This is a genomic window from Alteribacter aurantiacus DSM 18675 (genome assembly GCF_000429705.1).
Taxonomy (GTDB): domain Bacteria; phylum Bacillota; class Bacilli; order Bacillales; family Salisediminibacteriaceae; genus Alteribacter; species Alteribacter aurantiacus.
On record NZ_KE386941.1, the window covers coordinates 246781 to 273311 of the forward strand.

Annotated in this window: 26 protein-coding genes; 11 read left to right on the top strand and 15 right to left on the bottom strand. The window is 41.7% G+C overall.

Annotated elements, in window-relative coordinates; all coding sequences use genetic code 11:
- Positions 1-47 precede the first annotated feature (47 nt).
- The 6 genes from G476_RS21230 to G476_RS0104385 all read right to left on the bottom strand — a co-directional run bounded on the left by G476_RS21230 (position 48) and on the right by G476_RS0104385 (position 6473).
- The gene (locus tag G476_RS21230; protein WP_051314648.1) at positions 48-422 is read right to left on the bottom strand and encodes a phasin family protein; all 375 of its coding nucleotides are present in this window, start codon (positions 420-422) and stop codon (positions 48-50) included.
- 22 nt (positions 423-444) lie between these two features.
- Complete coding sequence (locus tag G476_RS0104365) at positions 445-2088, bottom strand: ABC1 kinase family protein (protein ID WP_026689005.1); 1644 nt, start codon at positions 2086-2088, stop codon at positions 445-447.
- Positions 2089-2434: 346 nt separating this feature from the next.
- Positions 2435-3850, bottom strand: a complete 1416-nt coding sequence (gene treP, locus G476_RS0104370) for a PTS system trehalose-specific EIIBC component (RefSeq protein ID WP_026689006.1) — start codon at positions 3848-3850, stop codon at positions 2435-2437.
- A 380-nt stretch (positions 3851-4230) separates the two neighbouring features.
- Complete coding sequence (locus G476_RS0104375; RefSeq protein WP_026689007.1) at positions 4231-5223, bottom strand: ABC-2 transporter permease; 993 nt, start codon at positions 5221-5223, stop codon at positions 4231-4233.
- Entirely contained in the window at positions 5213-6088 is an 876-nt protein-coding gene (locus G476_RS0104380) for an ABC transporter ATP-binding protein (RefSeq protein WP_026689008.1), read from the bottom strand. Before G476_RS0104380 ends, G476_RS0104375 begins: the two co-directional genes overlap by 11 nt.
- Entirely contained in the window at positions 6078-6473 is a 396-nt protein-coding gene (locus tag G476_RS0104385) for a GntR family transcriptional regulator (RefSeq protein ID WP_026689009.1), read from the bottom strand. Before G476_RS0104385 ends, G476_RS0104380 begins: the two co-directional genes overlap by 11 nt.
- 186 nt (positions 6474-6659) lie before the next feature.
- Here G476_RS0104385 and G476_RS0104390 point away from each other — a divergent pair, with 186 nt between their 5' ends.
- Positions 6660-7544, top strand: a complete 885-nt coding sequence (locus G476_RS0104390) for an NAD-dependent epimerase/dehydratase family protein (RefSeq protein WP_026689010.1) — start codon at positions 6660-6662, stop codon at positions 7542-7544.
- Positions 7545-7568: 24 nt separating this feature from the next.
- Here the strand turns inward: G476_RS0104390 and G476_RS0104395 are convergent, their stop codons facing one another.
- Entirely contained in the window at positions 7569-8021 is a 453-nt protein-coding gene (locus G476_RS0104395; RefSeq protein WP_342664034.1) for a GNAT family N-acetyltransferase, read from the bottom strand.
- Between the two features lie 234 nt (positions 8022-8255).
- Between G476_RS0104395 and G476_RS21235 the strand changes: the two genes are divergently transcribed.
- The 5 genes from G476_RS21235 to G476_RS24160 all read left to right on the top strand — a co-directional run bounded on the left by G476_RS21235 (position 8256) and on the right by G476_RS24160 (position 12154).
- Positions 8256-8444: a hypothetical protein gene (locus G476_RS21235; protein WP_035186111.1), complete on the top strand. Its 189-nt coding sequence runs from the start codon at positions 8256-8258 to the stop codon at positions 8442-8444.
- Positions 8444-8851 (top strand): N-acetylmuramoyl-L-alanine amidase family protein, encoded by a 408-nt coding sequence (locus G476_RS23165; RefSeq protein ID WP_051314649.1) that lies wholly within the window; start codon positions 8444-8446, stop codon positions 8849-8851. The genes G476_RS21235 and G476_RS23165 overlap by 1 nt, the downstream gene beginning before the upstream one ends.
- A 20-nt stretch (positions 8852-8871) precedes the next feature.
- Positions 8872-9507, top strand: a complete 636-nt coding sequence (locus G476_RS23995) for a peptidoglycan-binding domain-containing protein (protein WP_051314650.1) — start codon at positions 8872-8874, stop codon at positions 9505-9507.
- Between the two features lie 119 nt (positions 9508-9626).
- Positions 9627-11324, top strand: a complete 1698-nt coding sequence (locus tag G476_RS0104410) for a glycoside hydrolase family 13 protein (protein WP_026689012.1) — start codon at positions 9627-9629, stop codon at positions 11322-11324.
- A 374-nt stretch (positions 11325-11698) separates the two neighbouring features.
- The gene (locus G476_RS24160; RefSeq protein WP_026689014.1) at positions 11699-12154 is read left to right on the top strand and encodes a transposase; all 456 of its coding nucleotides are present in this window, start codon (positions 11699-11701) and stop codon (positions 12152-12154) included.
- 287 nt (positions 12155-12441) lie between these two features.
- On the opposite strand, the gene cydS is transcribed toward G476_RS24160, so the two are convergent.
- The 3 genes from cydS to G476_RS0104435 all read right to left on the bottom strand — a co-directional run bounded on the left by cydS (position 12442) and on the right by G476_RS0104435 (position 15105).
- Entirely contained in the window at positions 12442-12564 is a 123-nt protein-coding gene (gene cydS, locus G476_RS24000; protein WP_281170427.1) for a cytochrome bd oxidase small subunit CydS family protein, read from the bottom strand.
- 151 nt (positions 12565-12715) lie between these two features.
- Complete coding sequence (locus G476_RS0104430; RefSeq protein WP_026689015.1) at positions 12716-13729, bottom strand: cytochrome d ubiquinol oxidase subunit II; 1014 nt, start codon at positions 13727-13729, stop codon at positions 12716-12718.
- Between the two features lie 14 nt (positions 13730-13743).
- Entirely contained in the window at positions 13744-15105 is a 1362-nt protein-coding gene (locus G476_RS0104435; protein WP_026689016.1) for a cytochrome ubiquinol oxidase subunit I, read from the bottom strand.
- A 256-nt stretch (positions 15106-15361) separates the two neighbouring features.
- Between G476_RS0104435 and G476_RS0104440 the strand changes: the two genes are divergently transcribed.
- Positions 15362-15856, top strand: a complete 495-nt coding sequence (locus G476_RS0104440) for a carboxymuconolactone decarboxylase family protein (protein ID WP_026689017.1) — start codon at positions 15362-15364, stop codon at positions 15854-15856.
- 33 nt (positions 15857-15889) lie between these two features.
- Positions 15890-16513, top strand: a complete 624-nt coding sequence (locus G476_RS0104445) for a response regulator transcription factor (RefSeq protein WP_026689018.1) — start codon at positions 15890-15892, stop codon at positions 16511-16513.
- A gap of 48 nt (positions 16514-16561) precedes the next feature.
- Here the strand turns inward: G476_RS0104445 and G476_RS0104450 are convergent, their stop codons facing one another.
- Positions 16562-17371 (bottom strand): hypothetical protein, encoded by an 810-nt coding sequence (locus G476_RS0104450; protein WP_026689019.1) that lies wholly within the window; start codon positions 17369-17371, stop codon positions 16562-16564.
- Entirely contained in the window at positions 17361-17900 is a 540-nt protein-coding gene (locus G476_RS0104455; protein WP_051314651.1) for an RNA polymerase sigma factor, read from the bottom strand. Before G476_RS0104455 ends, G476_RS0104450 begins: the two co-directional genes overlap by 11 nt.
- Positions 17901-18615: 715 nt before the next feature.
- Here G476_RS0104455 and G476_RS0104460 point away from each other — a divergent pair.
- A complete protein-coding gene (locus G476_RS0104460) occupies positions 18616-20385 on the top strand; it encodes an ABC transporter ATP-binding protein (RefSeq protein WP_026689021.1) in 1770 nt (589 codons plus the stop codon).
- Entirely contained in the window at positions 20382-22394 is a 2013-nt protein-coding gene (locus G476_RS0104465; RefSeq protein WP_026689022.1) for an ABC transporter ATP-binding protein, read from the top strand. Before G476_RS0104460 ends, G476_RS0104465 begins: the two co-directional genes overlap by 4 nt.
- A 253-nt stretch (positions 22395-22647) precedes the next feature.
- Here the strand turns inward: G476_RS0104465 and G476_RS0104470 are convergent, their stop codons facing one another.
- Positions 22648-23271 carry an NAD(P)-dependent oxidoreductase gene (locus G476_RS0104470; protein ID WP_026689023.1) on the bottom strand — a complete coding sequence of 208 codons (624 nt, stop codon included), beginning with the start codon at positions 23269-23271 and terminating at the stop codon, positions 22648-22650.
- 139 nt (positions 23272-23410) lie between these two features.
- Between G476_RS0104470 and G476_RS0104475 the strand changes: the two genes are divergently transcribed.
- Positions 23411-24145, top strand: coding sequence for an urease accessory protein UreH domain-containing protein (locus G476_RS0104475; protein ID WP_026689024.1), 735 nt, complete (start codon positions 23411-23413; stop codon positions 24143-24145).
- Between the two features lie 646 nt (positions 24146-24791).
- Here G476_RS0104475 and G476_RS0104485 read toward each other — a convergent pair.
- Positions 24792-25331: a transcription repressor NadR gene (locus tag G476_RS0104485; protein WP_026689026.1), complete on the bottom strand. Its 540-nt coding sequence runs from the start codon at positions 25329-25331 to the stop codon at positions 24792-24794.
- Positions 25300-26472 carry a cysteine desulfurase family protein gene (locus G476_RS21245; protein WP_051314652.1) on the bottom strand — a complete coding sequence of 391 codons (1173 nt, stop codon included), beginning with the start codon at positions 26470-26472 and terminating at the stop codon, positions 25300-25302. Before G476_RS21245 ends, G476_RS0104485 begins: the two co-directional genes overlap by 32 nt.
- Positions 26473-26531: the final 59 nt, after the last annotated feature.

Here is a 26531-nt window from a genome sequence, read left to right on the forward strand (position 1 = left end):
CAAAAAAGCCTGCCGCAAGTTTCTGCGGCAGACTTTATTAGATGGGCTTATTGTTCATCCTTAGTTGGTTCTTCAAACGGAACAGGATCATTGTCCAAGGCTTGCGAGTCATCACCGTTGTTTTCTAAAGCAGCAAGTCGTGCATCAAGTTCCTTTATACGTTGCTCGAGAGCGGCCACTTCTCCTTTGGAAGCAAGGTCGAGGTCACTGAAGAATCGTTGTGCTTTCTCTTTTGAGCGGCGATTCCATGTTTCTTCTGTTTCAGTTCCCTTTTTTTCAAAAGCCTCAAACATTTCATTCGCCTCGTCCGGCGTTACTTTTCCTTTAACAATCAGCTCTTGGAAGTATTTTTCAGCCTTTTCTTTGCTTGTTACAGCAGCTCCAAGTCCGATTAAAAATCCTTTTTTTAATAAATCACTCATGCTTATCACTCCTTAGTATAGTTCAATCGTTTTCCCTAAATCCTGAAACCCATCGTTTGTGACGGTACAAAAAGAACCCGCTCATGACGATACTGAAAGTGGACAATCCGGCAGTGACATACAGTAATTCTTCAAGTGCCATCAGCATGCTTACAAACAAGAACGTAAGGCTGATAAAAAAGGTCAAGCTGGATATACCGATTAAAAGAAGGTAGCGGTGATGATCATAACCACGCCATTCTCTTCTTGTTTCAGCCCTTCTTGCGTACTTAGGCCCTTGAAGCCACTCATTTAAGTTACGTGGAACGGCGAGTAAAGGTTTCGCCGAATCTTTAAGAACTTGAAACTGCAAGCTTCCTTCCTCTTCTTCTGTATCGTTGATCCACTCTTGGACGACAGGTTTTCCAAGTCTGATAAAATCAATCTCGGGGTCGACGATCGTCAGAAGTCCTAATGCAATGGAGGCGGCCCTACCGAGAAATGCAAACTCGGTAGGGAGTTGAATGGGTTGTTCTTGAACAAGTTCTTGGAGGTCTTCAAAGATCTCGCCAATTAATTCTTGGTCGACTGTACCAATGCCATTTTCCAAGTAGGCCTCAACGGATTGTTTAAGGATTGCTTGGAGCTTATGTTTATTGGCATGAGGTAGAAGAAACCCAAGCTCTTGGAGTTGTTTGACAACAAGGGGGTAGTCTTCTAGGACGAGCCCTTGAACAATCTTTCTTAATTTAAGCGCATCTTGTTTTTTGATCTCACCGACCATCCCGAAATCAAGCACCACCAATGTACCATCACGTTTCACTAGAATGTTTCCCGGATGAGGGTCGGCATGAAACATTCCATCGTCCAATAATTGATCCATGAAGAATTGAAAAACCCGCTCTGCCAATTGTTTTTGGTTGATGTTATTCTTTTTTAGAAAAGATGTATTATTCATTTTTTCAGCATCAATCCACTCCATCACGAGGACTCGGCGGGTTGAGAAATCTTCATAGTAGTGAGGGATATACAAGTTTTCATTATCATGAAAGCGTTTCTTGAAATAAACCCCGTTTTTAAGCTCTTTTGAGAAGTTCAGTTCGTCTCCCATGACTCTTACAAGCTCTGTGTGGAGAGATTTTAAGTCCGCTTGCTTACCGAACTTCGTAAACCTTTTCGCAATCCATAGAACGATTCGTAGAGCTTTAAAGTCGGTTTTGAATATCTTCTCGATATTATGGCGCTGGATTTTTATGGCTACATCTTCGCCATTGTGTAGTCGGCCTTTATACACTTCTCCGATAGAAGCAGAGGCCACTGGTTGGTCACTGATCGACTCGAGCCAATCCCCGATATTTCTGCCCCATTCCTTTTCGAGGATTTGCCTGGAGATTCTGGCAGGGACCGGTGGGACCCGATCAATTAAATCCTCCAATTCCTTTAGAAAAACCTCAGGGAAAAGATCAGCTCTAGAACTTAAGAATTGTCCGGCTTTAATCATTAACCCTTCAAGTTTGATTGCTTTGTATCGGTATTCCGACGCCTGGTTTTGGAGGAGTTTTTCCCATTTTTCTTTTGTTTCTGCATCCCAGTGGGGGTTGCGTTTGTTAAAGAAATAGAGCTGTGTTAAAAACTTAATAAACATTGTGACAATTACAGTAATGCGGTAGAGTGAATTGTTCTTCATAGACGACCTCCTGACTGCCGACACATTGGCTAAAGCTACCTATTCCCTCAATCCCCTCGAAATATGTCATGGATTTTGTGTCCATTTTAATCACCCAATTAGGTTATCCAAACAAGCCCAAAACAAGTATGACATTCAATAATTCAGTCAATGACACAGAAGTCAATTCGTGAGGCTCCGCTGCACACGATCCGATGCTGCCGGCGAAGTGTTACGAAGGGCTACTTCTAGTGGAAAGGAGAAGCGAGGCATAAACAGGTTAGGGTAACATTTAAACATGTTAGTAATTGAACGACAAACAAAACAAGCATCCAGCCTTCAAAAGACTGGATGCTTGTTATCATTTTTATACTTTTTCCTTTGTAACGAACTTCGCGTATAAGAACGTTAGAACAAAGGGAACAGCGACTGCAATAATCATACCGATAAAGAAAGAGAGCCAAAAGTCCGGAATGATGGAGAGAATACCAGGCAAACCACCGATTCCGATTGAGTTTGCAAGTACACCATTCATGGTAATGAACATACCTGCTACAGATGCCCCGATAATCGCACAGATAAACGGGAACTTGTAACGAAGGTTTACCCCAAATAATGCAGGTTCCGTGACACCAAGGTAAGCTGAAACAGAAGATGTAAGGGACAAACCACGCATGTTTTCATTACGCGTAGCGAACATGATCGCAAGTGCTGCGGAACCTTGTGCAATGTTTGATAGAGCAAGGATTGGCCATAAGAACGTTCCGTTACCAGTTCCAACAAGTTGTAAGTCTACTGCAAGGAATGCGTGGTGCATACCTGTAATAACGAGGGGTGCATATACAGCACCGTATAACAGACCGCCGATAGCAGGGAGAGTGGAGAATAACCATACAAATCCACCTGTAATGCCGTTTGCAATCGTAAATGTTACTGGACCGATAATGATAAACGCCAAGAAACCGGTAACGAGTAGGGCAACAGGTGCGACCACAAGCATTTGAATGGAATCCGGTACGCGTTTTCTTAAAGAAATATCAATCTTAGCTAGAACCCAAGCAGATACAAGTACAGGTAAGACTTGTCCTTGATAACCGATGGCTTCAACACTAAATCCGAACAAATTCCATGTAGGCACGTTTCCTTCCGCACTCGCGTCGGCATAGGACCAAGCATTAAGGAGATCCGGGTGAACGAGAATCAAACCTAAAACGATACCTAACAGCTCGCTACCCCCAAACCGCTTGACTGCCGACCAACCAATCAAAGCGGGTAAGAACACGAAGGCGGCACTGGCGATGATATTAATCATCTCTGCAATTCCTGCCCATTGTGGGAAGCGTTCAACAACCGATTCGGCGAAGAAAATGCCTTCACCAGTGAGGATGTTGTTAATTCCGAGAAGAAGACCAGCCGTTACAATTGCCGGTAAGATCGGGATAAAGATATCGGCAAGCATCTTTACGCCCCGTTGCAACCAATTTTGTTTGGATGCAGAGGCTTCCTTTACATCTTCTTTCGAGGACTCGCCAATTCCGGTCATGGCAACCATTTCTTTGTAAACCTTATCAACTGTTCCTTGACCGATAATGACTTGGAACTGTCCGTTCGTCGAGAAAGAGCCTTTTACAATATCGATGCTTTCCAATTTTTCTGAATCCACCTTGGATTCGTCTTTTAAAGACATTCGTAGTCTTGTTACACAATGTGTGGCTTTTTCAATGTTCTCTTCGCCACCTATGGCTTCGAGTATTTCTTTAACCTGCTTTTCGTATTGAGCCATCTTGCATCCTCCTTAAAAACAAAAATATATGGATCGATTGAAGTAAAAGGAAATAAAGTAATCGTTTTCATAAGCGAGGTTAACAGAACCTGTTTGATAGAATTCCCTACGTTGGAACGATTATGAGCAAAAAAAGGACTCGCTCCTTTATACCTCTGAACTTGCCTTGTTAAACCAGTTATGTGTTATAGAATTATTGTATATACAAGTTTCTTAACTCGATTCTTATTTTATCTTGTATATACACCTATTGCAAGCGTTTTAATTTCATTTTTCGACAAAAATTTTATTTCCTTCTCAAAAGTTGATTAATCAAGGCTTTCGGCCATGAAAAAGGGTGAAAACAAAGCAGTTTATCGCCTCATTTTCACCCTTGACGGTTATTTGTTTTTTACGGTCACATTCATACTGAGCAATCGTCTTGAAAGTAAGTAACTAAACAAGGCAAAGACCAAGAAGCCAATCCAATAAGCGATAACTTGAAGGTCCGTCATTCCCCATGGGACTATGGCAGAGATAAGCATGCCCCCAAGCAAGGCGAAGCAGACAACAATTCCCACTAAGAAGACCGGCTGCAACTGTTTGAAGAGGAGAAACTCGCCATTGTGTTCAACTTTATTTCTTTGGTATAAGAAGTATCCGATAGCGAGTGTTGCGATTGTCCATGGGAGGGCTACCAATAGTGGGTTAACTAAACTTTGGTCCTGCTGATTTAAGAAAGGGAATAGCAATGGTGCTGCATATAAGATCCACTCCGGTGGCTCCCAGTTAAATCTGAAGTGAAGGTCAAATCCGTATCCTAGAAGTACAAATAGTCCGAATGGGAAGATCGCGAATATAAAGGTCAGAACAACCTGGGAGATCATTTCTCCGGCAATCGTCCCAATAAACATAGCAAAAGAGAAAAATAACACATATCCAATGAGTGGAGTTAAAAACAGTTCTGTAAGTGAAAACCACTGCAGTCGGTAAGCATATTCAGATGTGAATAGAATTAAATAGGCAGTAAAGAAAGTTACTGTATGAATAACAGAAATGCTTAACGCACCATAAATCCATTTAGCCAAATACATATCCCCTCGTTTAAAAGGAAGGGAAAAGGTAAAGTCGTTTCGTCTCGTATTTCTTTCAATTCCGATCAATAGACCAGCTAAAATTGCTGTTGCTATAAGGACAAAGAAAGGAAGAGATCCACCGATGAACAATCGGTATATGTCATATTCGGTTGCGCTATAAAAGTGTGGGTATTCACGCCAGTTTTCTATGGCGATCATCGTCTGGAATGGTAGGTGGATAACAAAAATGATAGTGAGAATCCAAATGAGCATTTTAGACTGTTTATAATTTTGTATCCACAGTGCTTTATGAAACAAATTCTTCTCCTCCTAACTTTGCCACAAAAACGTCTTCTAGACTCATAGTGAGTTCTTCGAAAAGAAGCGGATTTTCATTTTTTATTGCAGCCTCGACGCCAGTACTCTCATTAGGAATAATAATTGTATATACGCGTCCCGTTTGGTTTAGGATGTTAACCTGACTTTCGATCTCTTTTGGCATGTATTGGGAGAAGACTACTTGAACTTTCTTGTACATGCTTTTCATTTCATCAAGTTCATAATGGCTGTCTACTTTTCCATCTTTAATCATAATAATATCATTGGCCATAAACTCAAGTTCATCAAGGCGGTGAGATGAAATGATGACAGAAACGTCACTTAAAGCTACTTCTTCTACTAGAATTTTAAGTACGCGCCTTTTCACAATCACATCAAGGCCGTCCGTTGGCTCATCTAAAATAATGTAGCGAGCTTTGGTCGAGAAAGCTACAACGAGAGAGAAGAGGGCCTTCATTCCCTTTGAATAATTACCGATTTTTTTTGTTGGCGGCAGTGAGAAGCGATCCATGAGATCATTGAAGTATTTTTCCTCAAAACGTGGATAAACGGCTTTATAAAGTTTGACAAGCTCTTTTGTAGAGTAACTTTTCAACGCTTCCGATGAATCTGGTACAAATATGACATCTTGTTTTGTTTCGGGATGTTTATATATGCTCTTTCCGTCGATCTTTACATCCCCATGGCTTGGATCGAGTATGCCTACGAGTGTACGTAGCAATGTTGTTTTTCCGGCACCGTTCCTTCCGATAATCCCTACGATATTTCCAGGTTTAATGTCGAATGTAATATCTTTTAATACTTGGTGTTGGTGAATGCGTTTGGAAACCTGTTCAACTTTCACGCTTTTCTCCTCCGATCTGCTCATAAAATTGGCTCATCCATTTCTCTATCTCTTCGCGTTCAATGCCAACGTAATGGCTATCAATAACCACTTTTTTCAACGCTTGCTTAAGCGAATCGACCTTTCTTGGGTCGTGTGTATATTGATAGTCTTCTGCAATGAATGTTCCTCTCCCACGTATGGTCATAATCACACCTTGACGTTCCAGTTCTTTGTACGCCTTACTAACCGTGTTTGGGTTGATTACAATTTGTGCACTCAGTTCCCTCACAGAGGGAAGCTTTTCATTTGGGGTGAGAATCCCTTTTGCACACATCTCTTTTACTTGCTGAATGATCTGTTCATAAAGGGGGATATTCTTCTTTGGATCTATGTTAAAGTACATCGGTTCACCACCTTTATTTGTATGATATGCGTGTGATGTGTGTATTATTAGTAGTAGTACACAATTAGTCTAAACCGTAAGGAAACCTTTGTCAATGTTTTCCGTCCCATCACCCACCTATAAAGAAGGAATTACTTAAGGTTATATAGAAACAGCTATAGTGAAGAATCGAAGGGGGAGCAGAGAATGGGAAGAAAGGTTTTGGTACTTGGAGGAACGCGCTTTTTTGGTAAAAGGCTTGTTGAGAAGCTTATTGAAAATGGAGACCATGTAACCGTTGCGACAAGGGGAAAGCAAGAGGATTCGTTCGGAGATAAGGTTGAACGGGTGAAAGTGAATCGTTCGGACAGGGGGTCAATGGAAGGCGCTTTTGAAGGCACACGCTGGGACCTCATTTACGATCAAATTTGCTTTTCACCAAGTGATGCAAAACTGGCTTGTGACGTTTTTAAGGAGCGAACCAAACACTTCGTTCTAACATCAACGTTATCTGTATACGCCTTTGACGAGAAGGAGCGAAAAGAAGAAAAAGATTTCGATCCTTATACATATGAAATCAAGATGGGAACCAAAGAGGATTTTAGTTATGGTGAAGGGAAGCGTTTAGCTGAGGCGGTCTTCTTCCAGCAAGCGAGTTTTCCTGTTACAGCTGTACGCCCTCCTATTGTCTTGGGAGAGGATGATTATACGGAGCGGTTGCATTTTCACCTTTCAAAAGTGAAGAAACATGAGCCTGTTCATATTTCAAACAAAGATACGAAATTATCATTTGTAGAAGCTGGTGATCTTGCAACTTTTTTGTTTTGGATAGGTTCGCATAATCTTTTTGGACCAGTGAACGCTTCCTCCCCCGATCAAGTAAGTCTTTTAGAGTTGATGACCATGATAGAAGAGGTGATAGGTGTAAAAGCGATTATTTCGGAACCAGACTCACCTCAAAATCAATCGCCTTTTAATTTTCCGAAATCAGCCTATCAAGATGTTTCATTAGCTGAGGCATCGGGCTACTCTTTTATGCCATTAACGGATTGGTTGCCTACATTAATCGAGAAGCTTCATCAAAAAAAGTGAACATGATGGGGAAGAGTCGTATAGTCACGACTCTTCCTCTTTTTTATATAGCATTTCAACATGAGGAATGCCATCCTCTAAATATAGATCGGAAATTGGTTTGAAACCATGAGATTCATAGAAATGTTGAATGTATTCTTGGGCGGAAAGTTCAATCATCGTGGCTTTTTTCTCTGTTAGAATGAACGACATGGCGCGGGACATTAATTCATTTCCGAGCCCTCTTTGGCGGAAGCTTTTGTTTACAATTACCCTCCCAATTCGATAGGAACGGTGACTATTACCTGGTGGGATGATCCTCAAGTAACCGGCTATTTCTTTATTTTCTTTTTTAAAAAGATGAAAAGAATTGAAATCGATGTTATCCAACTCTGGGTAAGAACAGTTTTGCTCGACCACAAAGACATCAACTCGTTCTTTTAAAATAGCATATAGTTCTACCGTATCTAGTTCATCAAAGCGTTTGAGGTGCCACATCAATCATTCATCCTTTCTTTGTTCATCCATTTCTATTTCGGATTCAATCGGGGTGAAGATATTCATCTTTACTTACTAAAATTACTTAAGGCGTAGGTCTTTGGTAAGTCCTTTCTGACTGTTTAGCATTATATAGAATGAGGAGTAGACGAGCTTTTTTCTATTAAATCATGCAAGCACTCTTTTTGGTATATAAAATTTGTCTACTCCATAATAAATGTGAGGGGAATGTAAATGCGTGAGCACACAGAATGTGTGTATTGTGGTAGACCGATTGAACAATTTGAAATTGAATTGTTTAAAAGTGGTGATCATGGTGAACCGGAATGTAAAAGTGACGAATGCGCAGAACTTCGTATGAACGGAATTCAATCCGACGATGATCCTGAGAATCTTGAGGATGAGAGTGGGGGGGAAGAATAATGGTATTACCTATTGGTTTAGGGCGACCGGTCCGTGTGTTTATCGATCCCGGTCATGGGGGGAGTGATCCCGGTGCTATTGGCAACGGGTTACGAGAGAAAGATTTATGTTTGAGTACGGCATTGGTGCTAAGAGATATGCTTCAATCAGAGTACCAAAACGTAGAAGTAAGATTGAGCCGTCAGACCGATGTGTTTGTAAGCTTGGCCGCTAGATCTCAAGCGGCTAACAGTTGGAATGCAGACTTGTTTGTGTCGATCCATTATAACGCTGCGACTGCTGCCGCTCGTGGTTTTGAAACATTCCGTTTTACAAATGCACCAGCACGAACACGACAAATTCATCAAGAAATGCACAGAGTGATGTACAACCAAGCGTGGAGAGGTAGAACGCCTGATCGAGGATAAAAACAGCAGGATTTGCTGTGTTGCGTAATACGAACATGGCTGCAGTTTTAACAGAAGGTGGGTTTGTGACCAACACACAAGATGCTTACTTGTTACGCTCTTCCGCTTTTATTAGAGAAGCAGCGAGAGCCCATGCAGACGCAATTGCCGCCATCTTCTCAATTGTGCAAAGAAGAAGTTCAGGTGGATCTGGTGGTTCAGGCGGTAGCGGGAATACGTGGACAGGTCAAGTATTACGAAATGGCGACCGGGGTCCTTTAGTGAGGAGCCTGCAGGAGCAGTTACTAAACTTGGGGTATAATCTTGGTTCTTTTGGTGCTGATGGAATCTTCGGTAATGTAACTGAAAATGTTGTACGTGAGGTGCAACGAAACGCAGGTATTTCTGTTGATGGTGTAGCTGGGCCCCAAACGTACCAGGAGATTCGAAATGCTAGACCATCTGGCTTGCTTGTGATTGTAGATGTTGACACGTTAAATGTAAGGAACCTCCCTTCCTGGGAAGCAAGTGCCCTTGCAGGTACCGTTCGTCGTGGGGAAGCATTTACCGTAGTGGATCGAGTGAGCGTTCCAGGTAGCTCTACAGACATGTACCGTCTGAAAAGCGGCCTTTATATTACTGCGAGTGATGCATTCGTACGTACTCGTTCCACCTAGTTCATTTTTGGCGGCCTTTAGATAAGGGCAGCTTGTTTTTTATTTACGTAAACGTTTTCTTTACCTCTACGTTTTCCTGTGGTAAAAATGGAGTAACTTGCCATAAGGGGGAAATTGATTTGAAACGAAAATGGTGGAAAGAAGCAGTAGTTTATCAGATTTATCCTAGAAGTTTCAAAGATTCAAACGGTGATGGGATCGGTGATATTAGAGGGATCATTGAGAAGGTTGATTATCTTAAGGAGCTTGGAATCAGCGTAGTTTGGCTTTCACCGGTTTATAAGTCTCCCAACGATGATAATGGTTATGATATTAGTGGGTATCAAGAGATTATGGGCGAGTTCGGCACGCTGGATGATTGGGATGATTTACTGACCGCTCTTCATGACCGTGGGATAAAATTGATTATGGATTTGGTCGTGAACCATACGTCAGATGAACATCCTTGGTTTGTTGAATCGAGAAAATCAAAGGACAATCCATACAGAGATTATTACATATGGCAAGATGCGAAGCCTGATGGCAGTGAGCCAAACAATTGGCTGTCGTTCTTCAGTGGATCGGCATGGGAGTATGATGAGGGTACTGAGCAGTATTTCCTTCATTTATTTACAAAGAAACAGCCGGACTTGAACTGGGAAAATGAGAGAGTAAGAAATGAAGTATTTGATATGATGACGTGGTGGCTCGATCGTGGGATAGACGGGTTTAGAATGGACGTGATTAATAACATCTCCAAAACACCTGGTTTACCGGATGGGTCTGTGAAGGACCCGAAATCAAAATATCAATTTGCTCCCGAACACTTCGCCAACGGTCCAAGACTTAGAGAGTATTTGGCGGAAATGCGTGATAAGGTACTGAACCACTATGACATCATGACAGTAGGAGAAACGGCCTTCTTCCCAGTAGAAGACGCCTGTGATATTACCGATGAAGAAAATGGCTATGTAAATATGGTGTTCCAGTTTGAACATATGGCTGTTGATGGAAAACCGGATACTCATGCAGGAAAATGGGACACTAGGCAATGGAAGCTCCAAGAACTGAAGCAGATTATGACGAAGTGGGACAAAGGCCTTGAAGGTGTCGGTTGGAACAGCTTGTACTTAAACAACCACGATCAGCCAAGACAAGTGTCACGGTTCGGGGATGACAAGAATTATCACGAAGAATCAGCAAAGCTGTTAGCTACTTTCCTTCATACAATGCACGGTACACCTTATGTCTACCAAGGAGAAGAACTAGGCATGACAAACGTTCGATTTGAAAAGGTGGAAGACTATCGTGATGTAGAGATTCACAATATGTATCACGATTTCACTGAAAAAAGAGGCGAGTCGCACGAGACAGTCATGGAGAGGATTTGGACAAAGGGGCGAGACAATGCCCGAACACCCATTCAGTGGGACGATTCTAAACACGGAGGATTTACGAAGGGAACACCGTGGATAGGCGTAAATCCGAATTATAGAGATATTAACGCTAAACAGCAGATAGACGATCCCAATTCCATATTAAATTACTATAAAAACCTGATTGCTCTTAGGAAAAAACACGACATTTTAGTATACGGGACTTATGATTTATACCTTGAAGAACACGAAGAATTGTACGTATATACAAGAACGCTTGGCGATGAAAAGGTACTTGTTGTATTGAACTTCTTTGGAGGAACGCCTGAATTCGTTTTACCGAAAGAGTTGGAAGACTTTAATGGGGAACGGCTAGTAGGGAACTACAAAGATGGAGCTACACAACCTTTAGAAAGAATGACATTACGCCCATACGAAGCCCTTGTATTTAAAGGTGAGTAATAAGAAAAGTCCCGAGACAATGTCTTGGGACTTCTTTAATCGATTCGTTTGTCTCAAAATCCTTTTGAGACATCACATTTACATAATTGTTCGGGGGTCAGACCCCATAGCCGTCAACTTAAGGATTGAGCGTAGTAAATCAGTGGAAGAAAGGTGTAGCCGGAATGTTCTTCGCTTTCCGCGGCGGTGCCGGCGAGCCTCCTCGGGCAAAGCCCTTGCGGGGTCTCTCCTGGCTCCCACGGCCGCAGGAGTCTGCGAACATTCCGGCTACACCTAATCACATGTCCAAGTTCATATCATTTGTGATAAATAAGAGCTTACCGGCTCATCCTGTCGGGTATCTTCCCTTTACAATGTAAAGGGAGGTATTTTTTATGAAGAAGAAAAACATTCTAAAAAAATCAAAAGACGCACTCCGTCGGACTTTTCTACGTTGGCAAGTTGAACAATTATTTAAATCATGGAAGTCGTATTATGGCATTCATAAAATAAGAAACATTAAACAGGAGCGCTTTGAGTGTCACTTGTATGGCCAACTCATTGCACTTTTGATATCTAGTATGATTACATTTGAAGCGCGAAGTGCGTTATATGAAAACGAAGAGATTGAAGTTAGTGAGATGAAATGCACGAAAGAATTACGTGAGAGTGCAGAAGAGTTCTTCCGAGCAAGTGGATCACCAATTAAGATAAATAACCTATTTCATCAATACACAGAAGTCATTCGAAGGAGATGTAGGAAGTGTAAAAAGAAGAATTGTGAGACACCTTTTCTAGTCTTAAAGAACACGATGAAGGAGGAAGAAAAGCTGATACTCTTACATGTTTGAATAAGATGTTTGTTTAAAAGAGAACATCATTTAAAGTAGAAAATGGAGTGAAAGGTGGCGACTCCAGCGGGAATAGCATCAGCCGAAGACCCCGCAGGGCGCCTTTCCCGAGGAGGCTAAGGCGATGCCCGCGGAAAGCGTCCACCTGTAACGGAATTAACCCTTTGTTAAAAAAACTTCCGAAAGGAAGCTTCTTTGTCATGTGAAAAAATGAGAGTGAATGATCAATAAGATAAAAAGCCGCCAAGTTTTGCTTAACTTGACGGCTATGGGGTCAGACCCCAGCATTAGTCGTTGTCTTGGAGGTAGTGGGGCGGCTTTGCTTTTGCTGCCCAGACGAATACGAATGCGACAGCACCAACGAGCACCAGCGGCGGCGCGATCATGATCAAAAAGAATGTCAAATCCATCGTAACTCCTCCTTTATTTGAATGGCAAAGGCTTCTAGGTTGCGTGTCTGTTACGAAAAAACCACTCGTAACAGGATTTTAAAACAAGCAACCGTTCCGCTCCTTGCATAGATAACATTGAAATCGTAAAAATCGAACTTTTTCAGTGCCTTTATTTTTTACCTTCTACATAATCTGCGTCGAATAAGAACAAACGCATGAGTAAGATGAGCGACGGAATAAGAAGCAACAATCCGCCGATAAACGCGATAATTAACGCGAGTGCCATAGCATCATTTGTAAAACCATCATAAATCGTCAAGTACGGATACAGTAGGTATGGCAAGTGTGCCGATCCGTAGGCAAAAAACGCTGTGAAAAACTGGACCATCACGAGAACGAAGGCCGTTCCATAGTTTCGGCGCTTCCAGATCAGAACCGTGGCTGCAACGAATGTGACGAAGGAAATGCCAAACATCCACCAAAGGTCCATCATGTTGGAAAAGTGTACTGGGTTTCTTTTTCCAAGTAAGAAGAAAACCACGATACCGGTAATAATGGTTGGTCCAGCCCAGGATAGAGCATACTTTCGTACGACTTCAAGTGCCGGTTTATCTTTTGCACGACTTGCGTAATAAGTCAAAAACGCTGCCGAGATAAACAGAACACTGAAGATAGCAAGGAAGACGACTCCCCATGAGTAGGCACTTGTAAACAGCTCTCCGTATAAAAGCTGAACATTCCCGTTATCAACGACCAAATAACCACCTTCTGAAATCGTAAGAACGGTTGTCAATGAAGCGGGAATTAATAGTCCTGTTGCTCCATAAAGGAATGAATACAAATGACTGTCTTTTGCTCCGTAAGTGGCGAACGCATAGTAAGAACCACGGAGAGCTAAAAGGATAATCGCTACGCTTCCTGGGATGAGGAGTGCAGTTCCATAATAGTAAGCCGTATCTGGAAAGAACCCGACAATACCCACGAAGAAAAAGACGAGAAAGACATTGGTTACCTCCCAAACAGGTGAGAGGTAACGCTGAATAATGTTGTGTACAACATGTTTTTTATTTGTAATATGACTATAGTAACTGAAGAAGCCGGCGCCGAAATCAATCGACGCCACAATCAAGTAGCCGTAAAGGAAAATCCAAAGTACCGTAATACCAACGACTTCATAGCTCAATGTCGGTACCTCCTTTATTCATTGCTAACACGTTTTTGCTGTGCCATGCCACGCTTTTCAAGCTCATGTTCTACAGGGTTTTTCTTGAACATTCTTCGAAGAACGACAGCACATGTGACACCAAGGATGATATAGAGTGTAACGAATAGGACAAACATCACATCAACATGAGCAGAAGTAGTTGCCCCTTCTTCCGTACGCATAATACCATTAATAATCCATGGTTGACGCCCAACTTCAGCAAAGACCCATCCAGACTCAATGGCAACCATGGATAATGGTCCACCTGCTGCGATTGCCCATAAGAGTGGTTTGTTAAGTGGGTTCCATTTCTTTCTCCAGCTCATCACCACGAACAATACGGAGACGAGGGACAAGTACATCCCAATGCCAACCATTAAGTCAAAGGCGTAGTGAACCCAGAGCGGTGGAAGTTCATCTTCCGGAAAGTCATTTAAACCTACAACTTCGGAATCCGGCGTACCACCAGCTAAAATACTTAAAGCGTAAGGAATCTCAAGTGCATACTTAACCTCGTTATCCTCAGTGAGAATTCCGCCTAGGATAAGCGGTGCTTCTGTTTCTGTCTCAAAGTGCCACTCTGCTGCGGCAAGTTTTTCCGGCTGGTATTCGTGCAAGTACTTACCGGATAGATCACCGATAACTGCCGTTGCAATCGCAAAAACAGCACCTGAAACCATCGTTAAGTGCAATGCTTTCTTGTGGTAGACGTGGTTATTTCCTTTAATAAGGTGGATAGCCGCGATCGTACCAAGAATAAACGCAGAAGTCAGGTAACACGTAATGATGACGTGAGCGACTTTCGTTGGTGTCGCAGGGTTAAACATGGCCGCAAGGGGACTCACGTTTGTAAGAACGCCATCCACGATTTCAAACCCTTGTGGAATATTCATAAATCCATTCACTGTAGTAATAAAGAATGCAGATGCTGAAGCTCCTATTACAATCGGAATCACGAGTAAGAAATGCTTCATCTTACTCTTAAAACGATCCCATGTGTACAAGTAAATACCAAGAAAGATCGCTTCAAAGAAGAAAGCGAAAATCTCTAAAAAGAGAGGCAGTCCTATTGTATGTCCTGCAGCCTGCATGAAATTAGGCCACAATAAACTTAGTTGAAGACCAATCGCTGTACCAGTAACAACACCAACAGCCACTGTGACAACAAACCCTCTGGCCCATCGTCTTGCAAGTAATGTATAGTGAGGGTCATTTCGCTTAATCCCCATCCATTCCGCAATGGCAATCATAAGCGGAACCCCAACACCAATCGTGGCAAAAATAATATGAAAACCAAGTGTCAGAGATGTGAGGATTCGGCTGTATATGACCGGATCATATTCAAAACCAAACATAAAGATCCCCTTTCCATTCTTATCAAATCTACAATCTAATTCTATTAGGGTGCATAAATCGATCACTGTACTTATTTTATTAAATGTGAAATAATAAACATATAGGTGATTACACCTAAATACAAGTGATTTTGTGAGCAAACTTTGAACAGGATGTGAACGATTAAAGACAAATCGTTTACGGCAGTTTGCATGGGAATATTGAGTACAAACAATACTAAATAAAGAAAGCTAATATTCAGAGGAGGCACAAGGGATGCCGTGGATTAAACCAGTAAAGCAAAAAGATATTAAAGATTTAGGTGTATATGAACAGCTAGATCAACCTGTCTCCATTTTTCATCGTCTAATGGCTCATACACCTGAGTTGTTAGAGAGCTTTACCCCATTACAGCAAGCAGTTAAACAAGTAACAATTGGAGATCAGACTCGAGAGATCATTATCACTTACGTTTCTGTCTTAAATGGGTGTGAATATTGTACAAAAGGCCACAAAACCGTCTTGGGAACAATGATAGATCAAAAGGAAGTAGAGAGCCTTTTAGCCGACGACATTCGTTTGTTTGATCCTTCCATTCAAGCCATTCTGAACTATGCGAAAAAATTGGTCGTCGATCGAGCCAGTCTTTCAAAAGGAGATATTGAAGAACTGACCAACCTAGGTTTTTCAACAAAAGAAATCGTAGAGATTAATCATGTGGTTGCTTATACAAGCTATACCAATCAGCTTTCAATTGGTTTAGGATTATAATATTCAAGTGGATATGGAGAGAGGAGGAGAGAGATGCGTTGCCTAATTGCTGAAGAGCATGAGCTCATGCGCTTCGGGATTACTCAACTCTTAAAAGACTTATTTCCCGTGGAATATGTGTTGGAGTCAGTGGAAAAAGAGAATATCATTGCTTTACTAAAAAAGTATCCTTTTGATTGGTTACTTTTAAATCCAACTACACTCTCAAACACTTCCCTTGCAGAGTTTTTATCGCTCGTGAACGATTCAAAAAGAGAGGTGAAAACCGTCATTTTATTAGGGGAAGAAGGGTTTGTCGACCTTTCTGTTTTGGAACACTATCCGATTTTAGGTGTCATTAGACACGATGAACCACTCGAAGATCTCATGCGCGCTTTTGAAGGAATGAACAGAGGAAGAACACATTACTCTCTTCAATCCTCGGCTGAAAAAGGAAAAATCAACGAACGGACGGGAGCCTATTTAACAAAAAGGGAAGAGGAAGTACTTTTGCAAATCATCCAAGGTTATACCGTAACCGAATCTGCCTCTGTTCTTGGTGTGACAAAAAAGACGATTGAAAACCATAGGCACAACCTACGAAAAAAGTTAGAGGTCACTTCACAACAGGAGCTTATGAAAGAAGCACAAAGGTTGGGGTATATTCAGTTCAAGTAATAAAAAAGGTCCAGAGCAACTAAACATTGCTTAGTCGCTCTGGAACCTTTAATGTTCACCAAATTCAAGGTTATCTACAAAAATCCTCGTAGACTCTGAAAACCGGTTTCCAGAGAGGATCATGGGCTTTCGAACGACAATTTCATAAAAAAAGCGTTCCTCTTGAACGAACACTTGATATTCAATCGCCGAATCCGAAATCCAATAAGATATTAGTTCGCCCATTGAGTTATGAAGGGTAGAATCAGGGTACTCCGTATAGCCCTCTGTCTCTAACTTATCTCGAAACGCGTTTTCAACAGGATCTTCTTGTCCTAATGAATGTTTGGTAAGTGTAATGTAGGCCTCATGTTTTTCAACAGCGCCATACATACTATAAAACGTTGCCTGATTGTTTTCTATGTGCACATCAAACTGTTCTTCAATGTAAGTGGAAAAGCCAAGCTCCTGATTCTCGTAAAGGACATATTCATATGTTTCGGTCATTCCTTCAAGTTCAAATTCATGGACCATACGATTTTCCCTTGGAGGCAGTTTGGAGGGAGTGTCTTCCACACTTGAAGGGGATTCATATTCTTCCTCTTCATCTCCTGGAGCAGCAGGCACGTAAGAGTTCGCGGGTGGTTCTTGAGATGTATTTGTTTCACTCATTAAATAAGAGGCTGTAAGAATCCCGGCACCAATAAGAAGCAAAAGAGTAGCTACTACATTCGCAAATAGCATCGTGTAGTTCTTGTTGGTGGGTGGGCGTTCTCGGGTCTGTTCTCTGACCCTTTTATAAAGATCTTCAGGTGACTCGGAAGAAGGCAACTTATCATACCTTTTTCGAAGTTCATCCATCCCTTTTTCAAAATTCATTTTCAAACCCTCCTTTAATCATGGCTGTTTTTAGCTTGTTTTTTCCTCGACGCAATCTCGTCTTTACGGAGTTTTCATTTAACCCCATAATCAATGCAATTTCTGAAAGCGTTCGATCATGAAAATAGAACAATACAATGGGGATCCGATATTTCTCTTCCAACTCATGAAGGTTTTCATTTAACAAAATGGCATAATGGCTAAGTGTTTCTTCATATAGTGGGATTACTGTTTGCTTAGCTTGTTTTATTTTGTATCGTTCACGTTTTTGTTTACGGAATAAATCCTTACAAACGTTCAGTGTAATGCTGTAAAGCCACGTTGTGAATTTACCGTGTGTGTAGCTGTTAAAGAAACGATATACCTTAATGAAAACGTCCTGTGTGACATCAGGTAGATCGTCTTCCGATACACCAATCTGACGGGCAAATCTCTCCACAACTGGTTGGTATTGAATAATCACTTCAAAAAAATCATTTTCATGACTAGGAAGCGTTTCTTTGATTGATGGTTTGTCGCGGGGGTCCAATGGGGCTCCTCCTTCCACTCACACCTATTAAACGCCAGTATTTATGAAAAAGTTTCATCATCAGGACTCATTCTATAGAAGCGTTAGTCTTATGAAGGAATGATTTGAAAAAAATGGTTGACGGAAAGTTTGAAATAGTGCTACGATTAATAACGATTTAAAACTCATTATGAAAGGAGGACAAACAAGATGATCTTAGTAAATATCAAAACTGCGCAATTGAATATATCTTGTTGTAGCTCCAATGGTATTCGTAATGAGGAACGTTTCTTTTAATGTCACGATTCTTTTTGCCTTTCCATGCGCAGTTACAATTTACTTGTGACTGCGCTTTTTATATGGGTGAATTCCATATGTATGAAAGCACACGAGCAGGACGCTTGTGTGCTTTTTTATGGTTTTAAATTGTGTTTTCAGAGAGTCATAGGAAAAAAGGAAAGAAGGGATCATTAATAGGCCCAAGGAGCTTGCCAGCACCGACAGGGAAATAGATAGGCATAGACCTTCACCAAGACTCATGGTAGTGAAGGAAATTATTAGAATAGAATCAAAAAACGGCATTTGCCGATCACATAAATAAAAAAAGACCACTTTTGGAGGGGTTACTATGATTAAAAGATGGAAGTTTAGAAGGTTTTACACCAAAGAACATACGACAGGTGGAGGTTAGCAATTGCAATCGTAGTAAAGATCTTAAGACAGGACGTGACGCATAATGTTTTCGGTACTTAAAAAGTTATTATGGTTTTTCAAAGCCCAATGGAAAAGGTACACATTGGCTTTGTCAATATTGATATTTGTAAGTTTCCTAGAGGTTATACCTCCGCGATTGATCGGAGTCGTGATTGATGATATTCACCAAGGATCATTGACAACGGATCGATTAATGATGATTATGGGGGTTATGCTCGGGCTTATGGTTGTCATCTATGGATTAACATACACATGGATGCGACAGCTGTTTGGAGGGGCGTTTGTTATCGAGCGTTTGCTCCGTTCCAGGCTTATGGGCCATCTAATGAAAATGACGCCCACTTTTTATGAAAAGAATAAATCCGGTGATTTGATGGCGATGGCGACAAACGATTTGAAAGCCATCTCCATGACAGCAGGTTTCGGCGTTTTGACGTTGGTTGATGCGACGGTGTTTCTTGTCATTATCTTGTTTATGATGGGTTTTTTGGTGAGTTGGAAGTTGACCATTGCTGCTTTTTTACCGTTACCAATCATGGCGTGGTTGATGAAACGATATGGCAAAATTATTCATGAACGGTTTACAAAAGCACAGAATTCCTTTGGAGAGCTCAATGACCAAGTGTTGGAATCGATCTCCGGTGTAAGAGTTGTGAGGGCTTTTGTAAAAGAAAAGGACGATCAGGCTCAATTCAAAGCAACGACAGATGATGTTCTTAAGAAAAACATCGCCGTTGCAAGAATCGATGCTTTATTTGAACCGACCATTAAGATCCTCGTCGGATTGAGCTACATGATCGGTCTCGGATATGGAGCGTTTCTTGTCTTTAATAATGAAATTACCCTTGGTCAGCTTGTGTCATTTAACATCTATTTAGGTATGCTCATTTGGCCAATGTTTGCCTTTGGTGAACTGATGAACATCATGCAAAGAGGGAACGCTTCATTAGACAGGTTGAACGACACCTTTTCGTATGATGCAGATGTTAAAAACAGTGAGCATCCAGTAGTTGTGGCAGAGCCTGACACGATCGTAATGGAGAATGTTAGTTTTCAATACCCAAGTTCACCAGAATTGGTGCTCAGTAACATATCACTTCAGGTGAAACGGGGAGAGACGATCGGGATTGTTGGAAAAACGGGTTCAGGTAAAACGACCTTGTTAAAGCAGCTGTTAAGAGAATATCCCTTTGGAACAGGAAGTCTAAAGATTTCCGAGGTGGATATGGAACGAATCGATTTACAGACGATGAAAAGTTGGCTTGGTTATGTTCCACAAGATCATTTCTTATTTTCAAAAACGATCAGAGAGAATGTGCGTTTTGGCCGTCCCGATGCTTCTGATTACGACTTTTACAGAGTGTTGGACTTAGCATCAATCACGAAAGATATTGAGACGTTTCCAAACGGCATTGAGACAACGGTAGGGGAAAAAGGCGTGTCGTTATCAGGGGGGCAAAAGCAACGAGTCTCGATTGCCCGTGCTTTACTTAAAAACCCACACATTCTCATTCTTGATGATGCCTTATCCGCTGTTGATGCAAAAACGGAATCGACGATCATCACCAATATTCGTAATGAACGAAAAGGAAAAACCACGTTCATCACGGCACATCGTATGTCAGCTGTGAGTCACGCTGATCAAATCGTGGTAATGGAAGCAGGAAGGATCATTGAAAAAGGAACTCACGACGAGCTCATGGCGAGTCATGGGTGGTACAAAGAGCAATACACAGCTCAGCAAATCAAGGAAAATCTGAAAAACGAAGAAAAGGAGGTGCATAGCTCATGACACCAACAAAACGACTAATTCGCTATGCCCTCGCATTTAAACGAACGATCATTTTTGCACTCGTTCTTTTGGCTATTGCAGCCGCTGCAGAGCTGACCGGTCCATTTATTGCTAAACACATGATTGATAATCACATCATGGGAATTGAACGACCTTGGTATGAGGTAAGTGATGAAGGAGAGGTTGAATACGGGGGCCGTTCCTATATTCGTAGCGATCGGTATGATCGTACAGAAGAGCCCCTATCTACATTACAAGTCTTACAAATTGGTTTAACGTACGTAGCCATTGATGAGCCTTTAGGTTTTGAAGGGGAGCGCACCTTTGATGAGGGCACGTTGACGATTACTAGAGGAGAGGAATCGGCTGTATATGAAGGCACCCAGCTTTCGGGCGAAGAAGTCTTTTCTTTTTTCCAGCCTGAGGTCAAATACTTGATATTCCTTATGGGAGGGTACTTTCTTCTCGTAGTAATGGCTGCATTTTTACACTACCATCAAAGCTTTCTGTTGCAACGTTCGGCCAATCAAATCATTCAAAAGATGAGAACGGATGTATTTCGTAAAGTGCAAGAACTTCCGATTCACTACTTCGATCGCCAACCGGCAGGGAAGATCGTGTCTCGTGTGACAAATGATACAGAGGCCATTCGTGAACTTTATGTTCGAGTCCTTGCTACGTTCTTTACGAGTATCATTTATTTGGTGGGGATTTATATTGCCTTGTTCTTACTTGAACCAACACTTGCGACAGCAGCCCTTGTACTTTTGCCTATTCTTGTCATTTGGGCGGCCCTATATCGAAAGTTGGCATCAAAATATAATCATGTCATACGAGAACGTGTCAGTGACATCAATGGAAAAATAAATGAGAATATTCAAGGGATGCCTGTCATTCAAGCCTTTGGACGGGAAAAAGAAGTGAATGATGAGTTTGAGAAATTGAACAAAGATCACTTCACATACAATAACAAGCTATTGTCTCTAAATGCCCTTACTTCTTTTAATCTTGTAAACATGTTTCGTAACTTAGCATTCGTAGGGTTGATTTGGTATTTCGGAGGCGCTTCTGTTGGAGTCGGGGCTGTTTTTTCCCTCGGGGTCCTATACGCATTTGTAGATTATTTGAACCGTTTGTTTGAACCGGTGAATAACCTCGTGAATCAGCTCGCACAGCTTGAAGAAGCAAGGGTTGCAGGAGAACGAGTGTTTCAGCTCATGGATGAACCAGGGATTACTTTATCAGACGGAAGCGTAGAGCGCTTTAAAGGAAACATCCGTTTTGATGATGTAAGCTTTGCCTATGAAGAAGAGGAGTATGTGCTAAAAAATATTTCGTTTTCTGCACAAAAGGGGGAGACGGTAGCTTTTGTTGGTCATACGGGTTCAGGTAAAAGCTCCATTATGAACGTATTGTTCAGGTTTTACGATCATCAGAAGGGAACCGTTACAATTGATGGAACGGATATTCATTCGATCACAAAGCAAGCTCTTCGAGAGCATATGGCTATTGTTTTACAGGATCCGTTCCTTTTTACTGGAACGATCGCGTCCAACGTGGGAATGAACGACCCAAAAATCTCCCGCAGAGATATTATCGACGCCTTGCACAAAGTCGGAGCGAAAGAAATGATTGATGCCTTGCCTAATGGAGTCGATGAAAAAGTAGTAGAAAAGGGGAGCACCCTTTCTGCCGGTCAACGTCAGCTAATCTCATTTGCAAGAGCACTCGTGTTTAACCCCCCTATTCTTATTCTCGATGAAGCGACGGCGAACATCGATACAGAAACGGAAGCCGTAATCCAGCGAGCACTCGATGTGGTTAAAGAAGGCCGTACTACCTTTGTAATTGCTCACAGGCTTTCCACAATTCGAAACGCCGATCAAATTATCGTCTTAAATAAAGGAGAAATTAAAGAACAAGGAAATCATGATTCTTTGATGAGACAAAGAGGAACCTACCACCACATGTATCAACTTCAGCAAGGAATAGAAAAGTCGGTAGGGTAAGGGAAAGAGCACATGTAAAACACATGTGCTTTTTTTGTGCCCTTTTTTAAGGATAGGAAAGCTAAACCGTAAATAACGGGACCGAAACCGCTAAATAGTAAAATGAAGCCGTTAATCATACTAGCGAACCTGTAAATAGAATACACGTAGCCGTTAATCATTGGTATGAAGCCGTCAATCACTCAAAGAACAACCTCAGATAAACCATTAGGGACGAATACTGACTTCATTTCCATGATGAGAACGTTTTTGATCACTCAGACAACCCAACCCTTTTTTGTATAAACAGATTCTTAAAAAACACATCATACGTAAACGCGGCTGTATCTCCGCTAGTAACTCGCTTTCCATTCTCTGGAAGAACGTCTTCCTCAAAGCGAATCTGCCCCGTTTTTTCGCCATCCGGTAGGAACGTTGGACAAACAATGGTCCAATCCAGATCGCTTTTTGCAAGAGATTGATAGGCTTCTAAGTGGTCTTGCGCAGCGGTCGTCGTTTTTCGTTTGGATTCACTGGATAGAAAACGATAGGTATCCGGTTCCGCTCGAGATTGAAGGATTCCGGCTGTACCTACTGTGACAACACGTTGAATTTGTTTTTTACCAGCCTCTTCTACTAAGAGAGGAGTAAAAATAGACAAGACATTGTTTTTGTCTGTTGATAGACATGAGATGATCCCGTCTTGCCCTTTTAGTGCCTGTTGTAGATCGCGTCTATCTGTAGCATCCCCTTTAAAAACACCCATGTTTGGTGGAAGGGGGGACGGAAGTTTCTCCGGTGAACGAACAAAAAGGGTGTACGTGTGTGTGTCATTTTCTGCAATCTTGAGTAAATGGGAGCCGACTCTACCGGTGGCTCCGAGTAGTAGAATATTCACATTACGCCCTCCTCTGTTTTCTATTATTATAGCTTTGGGTAAAAAGATAGACAAACGAGAAGATGGGAACGCTTCTTTTTCATAAAGAGACATTCGCGTTATAATGAATAAAAAGATCATGTATTCAGGGGAGTTTCGTATGTTTGAGATTGTTGAAGGAATTAGTGCGGTTCTGCGTGAACCGTTTATGAATGCGGCGAACCGCGCGGAATCCATTCCGTTGTTGTTTGCTTTGCTTCTAGGGTTGGTTGGGGCATTGGCACCGTGCCAGTTTTCGGGAAACTTAAGTGCCATCACGTTGTATGGTACAAAGTCTGTTAATCATGGTGTCTCTTGGAGCGATGCTTTTTTTTATACACTCGGTAAAGTGGCGGCATTTATGTTGATCGGAAGTGCCGTTTGGTTAATCGGACAAGAATTTCAGCAAGAGTTGACGCAGTATTTTCCTTGGATTAGGCGTGTACTAGGCCCTATGTTGATTATCGTCGGTTTGTATATGCTTGGCTTGTTTACAATGAGGTGGACACTACGATTATGGAAAAGACCTGAGCACAGCTCGACAGAGAAAAGAGGCAAGTGGGGCGCCTTTATGCTCGGGTTTAGCTTCTCACTCGGATTTTGCCCAACGATGTTTTTGCTGTTCTTTATGTTACTCATGCCGATGACGTTTACGAGTACGACCGGGTTTTTATTGCCGGCAGTATTTGCTATTGGAACGGCGATTCCTTTCCTTATTGTTATTGGGGTAATTTGGTACCTTGGAGCTGGTGGAGCAGTTAGGAAAAAGGGAAGAAGACTTGGCTTTATTGTTCAGCGAACGGCCGGGGCTGTAATGATCCTGATTGGTGTACTGGACATCGCTATGTTTTGGTAGAGAAACTTCGGATACTTCATCCGAACAAAGTGGCAAAGGGATCTCGCCTAAAAGGAAAGGCACTGAAAAAGGATAACGGGTTCCGTTAACTATCGCAACATAAAAATTGTAAAGCAAAATGACCTTCAAATTGTATGGAAATTTGAAGGTCTATTTTTATTGATATAAAGGGATTTCGATCATAATTTTTGAGGGATTTGTAATGCAATTTGTCGATTAAAATGCGGGGATAGATACAGTAGCCAGTCTACCCACTGTGTTTCGAAAATAAAGGGAGGAATTCCGGCTAAATTGAGAAATACCCATATTTCCTTAATAATAAGGGGAGTTTTTCCGCTTACATTATCAAAATCTTTAGATTTTGTCTTATTTAGAGCTGTTAACCGGAACATCTCTGCTTATCTTCGGCTTCTTAACCTCCTTTACCTTCATTAGGCGGAAATTCTCCGCCTATTTCATACCTAAGCAAAAATTGATATGAGCGGGCGTAATTGGTTTGCAAATTGACGTTTTGTGATAGGAAACGGAACCCATTATGAAAAGATACGATCTTATTCTGTGCCTTTTGTTATGTGTAAAGGGAGGAGGCCTCTAAAGTTAGAGTTGGCATTAGTCAAGTTAGTTCCTCTATGAAGGTTTTCTTCCGTTATTTTTCCTCCAACAGATAGCCTTCTTTTTTCAAGACCGCAATAGCTTCGTCCAAAAGGTCTTCGGTAGGTGCTTCAATAGTATGGAGGTGGACACCGCCTGTAAGTTCCGACAAGTAGGCCGCTTTGTTTAGTTCAATTTTTCGAATGAACTTTTCCGCTTCAACACGGTTACTTACCATAATCGATGCAGTAAGGTCTCCGTAGACAGGGTGTTCAACGATGACATCTCGTACAGTGACACCGTGATCGACGAGTAGAAATAATTCATGCTTTGTTTGGGCTGGTGTATGACTGCTAACAATGATTCGTTGATGCTTTACGCCTTTTTCGTCTTCTTTTCCTACCAATACATAGCCTTGTGATGTTGCGAGTATGGGGTTATTTTTGGCTTTTAATAAGGAAATGTCTTGAACAATCACTTGGCGGCTCACATTCATCTGTTCTGCAAAAGCTGAACCTGTTATTGGTTTGTCACTTTCTTTTAACATGGTGACAATGTTTGATCTACGCTCTTCCCCGAGCCACTTCTTCGTCATTATAAAACTCCTCTTCTGTTTTTCCTATCAAGCTAACTAATACGTCAACGGTGCGTTTTAGGTCTTTGTATGTCGTGGTGTGACTAATCGATACACGGACAAATTCTCGTGCTTCTTGGTTATTCTTACCTATAGACGATAATACATGGGAACCTTCTTGTTTGGCAACTTGGCAAGCACTGCCTGTAGATACGCAAATGCCGTAACGATCAAGGGATAACATGGCGTATTGACCCTCGATTTGTGGTATACGAAAGCCAATGATATGCGGGCATCTTTGTGAGAAGGACCCCTCAATTATGGCTTTTGGAATGTTGGAGGTTAAATACTCAATAAAAAACGTCCTAATCTTCTCCAATTCTCGTTTTGTTTGCTCAATGTTTATGTCAAGAACTGCTTGAGCGAAGGCGGCGATGCCAGGGGTGTTTATGGTTCCAGGTCGAAACCCTCGTTCATGACTTCTGCTAGTAAGGGGACTAACTGGATTCCACGGGACTTCCTCTTTTATATACACAGCCCCTACACCTTTTGGCCCGAAAACTTTATGAGCCGACACCGTTAAGGCAGAAACACCAAGGTCTTTTACTGTAAAGGGAATCTTCCCGAAAGTCTGAACAGCATCTGTATGAAATAAAATCCCTCTCTCGTTTAACACATGTCCGATCTCTTGGAGAGGTTGCAAGGTGCCTATCTCCGAGTTTCCATGTTGGATAGATACCAAAACAGTCTCCTTTGTAAGAGAATCTGTGAGTGTACGTAAGTTAACCATACCATCCTTTTCAACATCCAAATACGTCACGTGAAAACCATCGTTTTCAAGTGCTTTAAATACGGATAAAACGGAAGGATGTTCAATTTTTGTTGTGATTACATGCTTGTTTTTTCCTATAAACGGTGCTGTTAAAGAGTAAATTGCTCGTTCGTTTCCTTCTGTACCACCACTTGTGAAAAAGATTTCATCAGGGGAAGCACCAAGCTTTCCGGCAATCACGTCTTTAGAAGCTTCATAGATTTGCGTGGCAGCAAATCCCCCTTCGTGAAGGCTTGCCGTATTTCCAAACACATGTGCAGCTGTTTCGTGATAAACAGCTAATGCCTTTTTACTCATTGGCGAAGTGGAAGCGTAGTCCAAGAAAATCATATGGTTCAATCCTTTCGATAAATAAAACAGTTGTGTTCAGTGTAAAGTTATGTAAAGAT